Annotated in this window: 6 protein-coding genes; 4 read left to right on the top strand and 2 right to left on the bottom strand. The window is 58.3% G+C overall.

Annotated features, from left to right (window positions below):
• Window positions 1–342: 342 nt before the first annotated feature.
• Window positions 343–846 (top strand): protein tyrosine phosphatase, encoded by a 504-nt coding sequence (locus tag P7F60_RS29235; protein ID WP_277921060.1) that lies wholly within the window; start codon window positions 343–345, stop codon window positions 844–846.
• Here the strand turns inward: P7F60_RS29235 and P7F60_RS29230 are convergent.
• Both P7F60_RS29230 and P7F60_RS29225 read right to left on the bottom strand, forming a co-directional pair.
• Window positions 843–1,481 (bottom strand): exopolysaccharide biosynthesis protein, encoded by a 639-nt coding sequence (locus P7F60_RS29230; protein WP_277921059.1) that lies wholly within the window; start codon window positions 1,479–1,481, stop codon window positions 843–845. The genes P7F60_RS29235 and P7F60_RS29230 overlap by 4 nt on opposite strands.
• 31 nt (window positions 1,482–1,512) lie before the next feature.
• Entirely contained in the window at window positions 1,513–1,722 is a 210-nt protein-coding gene (locus tag P7F60_RS29225) for a hypothetical protein (RefSeq protein ID WP_277921058.1), read from the bottom strand.
• A gap of 130 nt (window positions 1,723–1,852) precedes the next feature.
• Between P7F60_RS29225 and P7F60_RS29220 the strand changes: the two genes are divergently transcribed.
• The 3 genes from P7F60_RS29220 to P7F60_RS29210 are packed head-to-tail and all read left to right on the top strand — an operon-like array spanning window position 1,853 to window position 3,912.
• The gene (locus P7F60_RS29220) at window positions 1,853–2,164 is read left to right on the top strand and encodes a PadR family transcriptional regulator (RefSeq protein WP_277921057.1); all 312 of its coding nucleotides are present in this window, start codon (window positions 1,853–1,855) and stop codon (window positions 2,162–2,164) included.
• Complete coding sequence (gene chrA / locus P7F60_RS29215; protein WP_277921065.1) at window positions 2,157–3,365, top strand: chromate efflux transporter; 1,209 nt, start codon at window positions 2,157–2,159, stop codon at window positions 3,363–3,365. The genes P7F60_RS29220 and chrA overlap by 8 nt, the downstream gene beginning before the upstream one ends.
• A 16-nt stretch (window positions 3,366–3,381) precedes the next feature.
• Entirely contained in the window at window positions 3,382–3,912 is a 531-nt protein-coding gene (locus P7F60_RS29210; protein ID WP_277921056.1) for a rhodanese-like domain-containing protein, read from the top strand.
• Window positions 3,913–4,483 lie beyond the last annotated feature (571 nt).

Raw genomic sequence — 4,483 nt, 5'->3', positions numbered from 1 at the left:
TCCACGGTTAAACCAACCTGAATTCCGGATACGTTCTTAAAAGTCGGACAGATTCTCCACTTTCGTGTCGTGACGCCTGTTTGGGTGACAATATCCCCGCGACCCGCGGCGGCGCCGATTTGACCGCCGAATGTGCGTGGCGCAATGAGCGAGCCAGCCGTGGATCGCAGGCACACGAACAGGTTCAGGCCGGCATAAAAATTTCAATGTTCTGCCAGGACATCCACCCTGCAGATTTTCACAGAGGATCTGCGTCGCAGATCTCCCGTCGCCTTCATAAAACTGTCACCCAACATTGGCATAGCTCTATCGATTTCCGATATCGTTATCCGAGGGGGATTGATGCAACACGGGATCTATCGCGTACTGTTCCTTTCACGCCGCAACTCCGCTCGCAGCGTGATGGCGGAAGCTATTCTGAACAAGATCGGCAAGGGTCGCTTCCAGGCCGTGAGCGCGGCCGTTGATCCTGCGCCGGTCATCGAGCCGACGGTCTTGGAACTGTTGCGGAGTGCAGATTATCCGATAGAGAATCTGACGCCACGGCATTTTGGGGCGTTCGCGGAGGCAGGCGCCGCCGACCTGGACTTCGTCTTCACGCTCAGTGACACCGCCGCCGGAGAGCCACTTCCGGAGTGGCCGGGCTTGCCCATCACCTCGCACTGGCGGTGCCCCGACCCGATCCTTGTCGAGGGTGAAGCCTGGGAGCGCAAACAAGCGTTTACGCAGGTGCTGACCGGACTGGAACGTCGCCTCAATATTTTCATCAGTCTGCCGTTCACCTCGCTGGATCGGATGAGTCTCCAGAACCAGATCAGGGGTCTTGGCGAGGCGCAGGACATTTAGTTCTTTGGGTGGCTGGAAGCGGTGTCGAGACCTATCCAATCCGTGATCAGCCACCAACTGCCAGCAAGAATGCCGAAGCTGACGGTCGCGGCGATCATTGCGACCAGCAGTCCTATGCCGATTGCCAGCGAATCGCGCTGTGCCATTCCCAGCGCCGTAATAAGAACGGCCAGGCCCGGCAGCATATTGCCGAAGGGAATGGGCAGGGCGATCAGGATAGCCATCGTGAGGATGACGAGCCCGAGCACTGGCCGCATCGCAACCTGCGAAAGCAGTCTGCCGCGTGGTCTCATGTGTCGCTCCACCCTGGCGAGGATTGGAGCGCCATGTGTGGCCGTCCGCTCAACAACGGCTCGAGGTATGCCCACGGCTGCCAATCGACCAGGAAGCCGCAATCGTTCGGCGCCGAAGATGATCTGCATCGACAACAGAGCAAGAGCTACACCAAACACGAGTCCTGCCGGAATGCCCGGCGTTGGAATGATCGCAGGAACGGCGAACATCAGCAGCACGACGGCAATCCCCTGATCGCCCATCGCGCGTAGAAGGTCTCCCACGGTTACAGCCCGCGGCAACCTGTCCGGCAGAGTGCGGAGCAGGCTGGCGATGCCGTCGGTGCTGGCGGCGTCGCTCATTCGTACCACCGCTCTCGCCAATCAGGTCGTACTATTGCCATGCGGCCTCGTTCTTCTTTTCATAGTCGCCGAACGCCTTCTTCAGGCCGCCGAGCACCTCGGCTGCGGTTTCGAACATCGCCTTCAGTTGCGGCTCGTCGACCTTTTCGACGTCTTCCCGCAGATGATCCATGATTTCCTGCAGGCGGGTCTGCATTTTCTGGGTATGGTGACGCGGATCACGATCGGCTTCACTGACCATCGGTATTCTCCTATGGTTTGTGCTTCGATGAACCGCCAATCCGTTTGACGGTTGCAGGCAAAACTCTTTACCTCTAGTCTCGGTTCCCGATATCGTTTTTCGAGAGTGAGGTTTGTATTTATGGTGATAAATGGAACATCAGGACCTTCTCTCCGGCTTCATCCGGCTTCATGTCCTGCATCATGCGGCCGAAGGCGATCTCCACGGTCTCTGGATGATCGAGGAACTCGCACATCACGGCTACAAGGTATCGGCCGGGACACTCTATCCGATGCTGCATTCCATGGAGAGGAAGGGATATCTCACCTCGCGAACCGAACGGGTTGGCCGCACGCATCGCAGGATCTACAACGCGACGCCTTACGGCGTTGCAGCTCTCGAACTGGCCAGGGAAAAGGCGAAGGAGCTGTTTCGTGAAGTCGTCGGCGGAAGCAATTCATGAAGACGCTGTTGCGCGCCCAGGCGGTACACTGGGAGAAGTCTTCGCAGCCTTCCTGAAGCTCGGGCTCACCTCCTTCGGCGGCCCGATCGCTCATCTCGGATATTTCCGCGACGAACTGGTGGTTCGCCGCAAATGGATCGACGAGGCCGGCTACGGCGATCTCGTAGCTCTCTGCCAATTCCTTCCCGGGCCCGCCTCAAGCCAGGTCGGCTTTTCGCTTGGCCTGCTTCGGGCAGGTCCTCTCGGCGCACTCGCCGCATGGGTGGCCTTCACATTGCCGTCTGCAATCCTGCTTGTTATCTTCGCCATGGCCGCGACCGCTTTCGACGGACCGGTGGGATCCGGCCTGCTACATGGGCTGAAGATCGTGGCTGTCGCCGTTGTTGCTCAGGCGGTGTGGGGAATGGCGAAGAGTCTGACGCCGGATCGGGAGCGCGCGGGCATCGCGCTGGCCGCTGTCCTCATCGTCGTCTTTTCGGCAGGGGCAATCGGACAGATCGCCGCGATATCAGGAGGAGCGCTCGCAGGTCTCGTACTTTACCGCAACGGCCCGGTCACGGGCGAGACGCATCTTTCGTTTCGGGTTTCCCGATCCTTCGGCGTTGCCTGCCTTATCGCTTTTTTCGCTCTGCTTGGCCTCTTGCCTGTTATCGCCTCTGCATCAGGTTTCCAGGGACTGTCGCTTTTTGACGCCTTCTATCGGTCTGGTGCGTTGGTGTTCGGCGGTGGTCATGTCGTGCTGCCGTTGTTGCAGGCCGAAGTGGTCAATCCCGGCTGGATGACCAATGACACCTTCCTTGCAGGCTATGGGGCCGCTCAGGCAGTTCCGGGACCGCTGTTCACGTTCGCGGCCTATCTCGGCGCGGTCGTGGGACCCGCTCCAAACGGTCTCCTCGGGGCAAGCATCTGTCTGATCGCGGTATTCCTGCCCGGCTTCCTGCTGCTGCTCGGTGCCCTGCCCTTCTGGGACAGCTTTCGCAAACGCCCCACGGCCCAGGCTGCGATGCGCGGCGCCAATGCAGCCGTCGTCGGCATTCTCGGAGCGGCTCTCTACAGTCCGGTCTGGACGAGTGCCGTACTCAACCCATACGATTTCGCGCTCGCTCTGACAGGTTTCATCCTGCTGGTCGTCTGGAAGGCGCCGCCATGGATCGTCGTCGTGCTGTTGGCAGCAGGTGGCACCCTTCTTCATGTGATGTAACCGTCGGAGCATAACTATGAACCACGATCCGATCATCGAGCCATCCTCTCTTCGGGACCTTGCGAGCTTTCACCTTCTCGACGTCCGCGATCCGCAAAGCTTTGACGAGGGACACGTGGCGAACGCCGTACGTGTCCCGATAGAGGTCTGGGAAGCTGCAGCAAAGGCGGAAGAGACTTCGTTCGAATCCGTTGATTACTGGCAAAATGCGATCTCGGCTCTTGGTCTCGATCCCGATGTCCCATGGATCGTTTACGACGATGGTCGAATGACTGAGGCGGCGAGGGTCTGGTTCATCCTCCAGTTTTATGGCGCTACAGCCTTCATTCTCAATGGGGGACTTCCTTCATTGCGAGAAGCGGTTGCCGATGTGCCTATGGTTGCCCCGATCATTTCGTCCTTCTCGGGGTCCATCTCAATCGCCAGACCATCCAAACCCTGCGTCGTCGCTGCGATATGCGGATCTTTCATGAAAGTGCGCGGTGAGCTCGACTGGCGCGCGACAATCCATGATATGCACTCAAACAGAAAGCCATCTCGATGGTAGCGCGATGTATCTTTCTGTGCCTCGGTCGTCCCTCTGATAAACATTTGCCCCCGGGCTCCTCGAAAAAGCTCCGCAGCTGTCAGGGCAGGGGCGAGAGGCTCAAGCTCCTCGATTATTCGAACCGCGTGCTGTGCTTGACCGAGTGCGATCACCGCTATCAGTTGCGCAAGCGACTTGGTGTCGTTCACATTCCACAATTGCCCGGTAACGTCGTCGTCAACCTCAACCGTCGATGATGTTACAGCGCCCATCCCTCACCCCTGACCTGACCGCAGCGTTGCCGCAAGATATTGGGAACATTTCATTTCTTCAACGAGCTATGGTCCATTGCGCTAGAAAATCCTCCGGTACTCGCGGTTCCAGGCAATTCAACAAGGCCTACGTCATGTGCACCGTCGCCTTCCTCTGACACGCGACTGTCTAGGTTGGCAAAATGCCCGTAACGCTCCATCAAAGTTGCCAGCCGGAAACTTTCAATATTATCGAATGATTTCCGTTACTTATATAATTCGAACCCCACTTTTCACGCCATGGCCTTCCCATGAGCGGAGGTTGCCCTCAACTGAGCAAA

The organism is Rhizobium sp. YJ-22 (assembly GCF_029601685.1).
Taxonomy (GTDB): Bacteria; Pseudomonadota; Alphaproteobacteria; order Rhizobiales; family Rhizobiaceae; genus Metarhizobium.
Note: the sequence above shows the minus strand (reverse complement) of the source record. Positions and strands in the feature narration are given on the sequence as shown.

What these genes read in the sequence shown, in the direction of transcription:
- P7F60_RS29235 (WP_277921060.1), top strand. Translation starts at nt 343, where the DNA reads ATGCAACACGGGATCTATCGCGTACTGTTCCTTTCACGCCGCAACTCC.
- P7F60_RS29230 (WP_277921059.1), bottom strand. Translation starts at nt 1,481, where the DNA reads ATGAGCGACGCCGCCAGCACCGACGGCATCGCCAGCCTGCTCCGCACT.
- P7F60_RS29225 (WP_277921058.1), bottom strand. Translation starts at nt 1,722, where the DNA reads ATGGTCAGTGAAGCCGATCGTGATCCGCGTCACCATACCCAGAAAATG.
- P7F60_RS29220 (WP_277921057.1), top strand. Translation starts at nt 1,853, where the DNA reads ATGGAACATCAGGACCTTCTCTCCGGCTTCATCCGGCTTCATGTCCTG.
- P7F60_RS29210 (WP_277921056.1), top strand. Translation starts at nt 3,382, where the DNA reads ATGAACCACGATCCGATCATCGAGCCATCCTCTCTTCGGGACCTTGCG.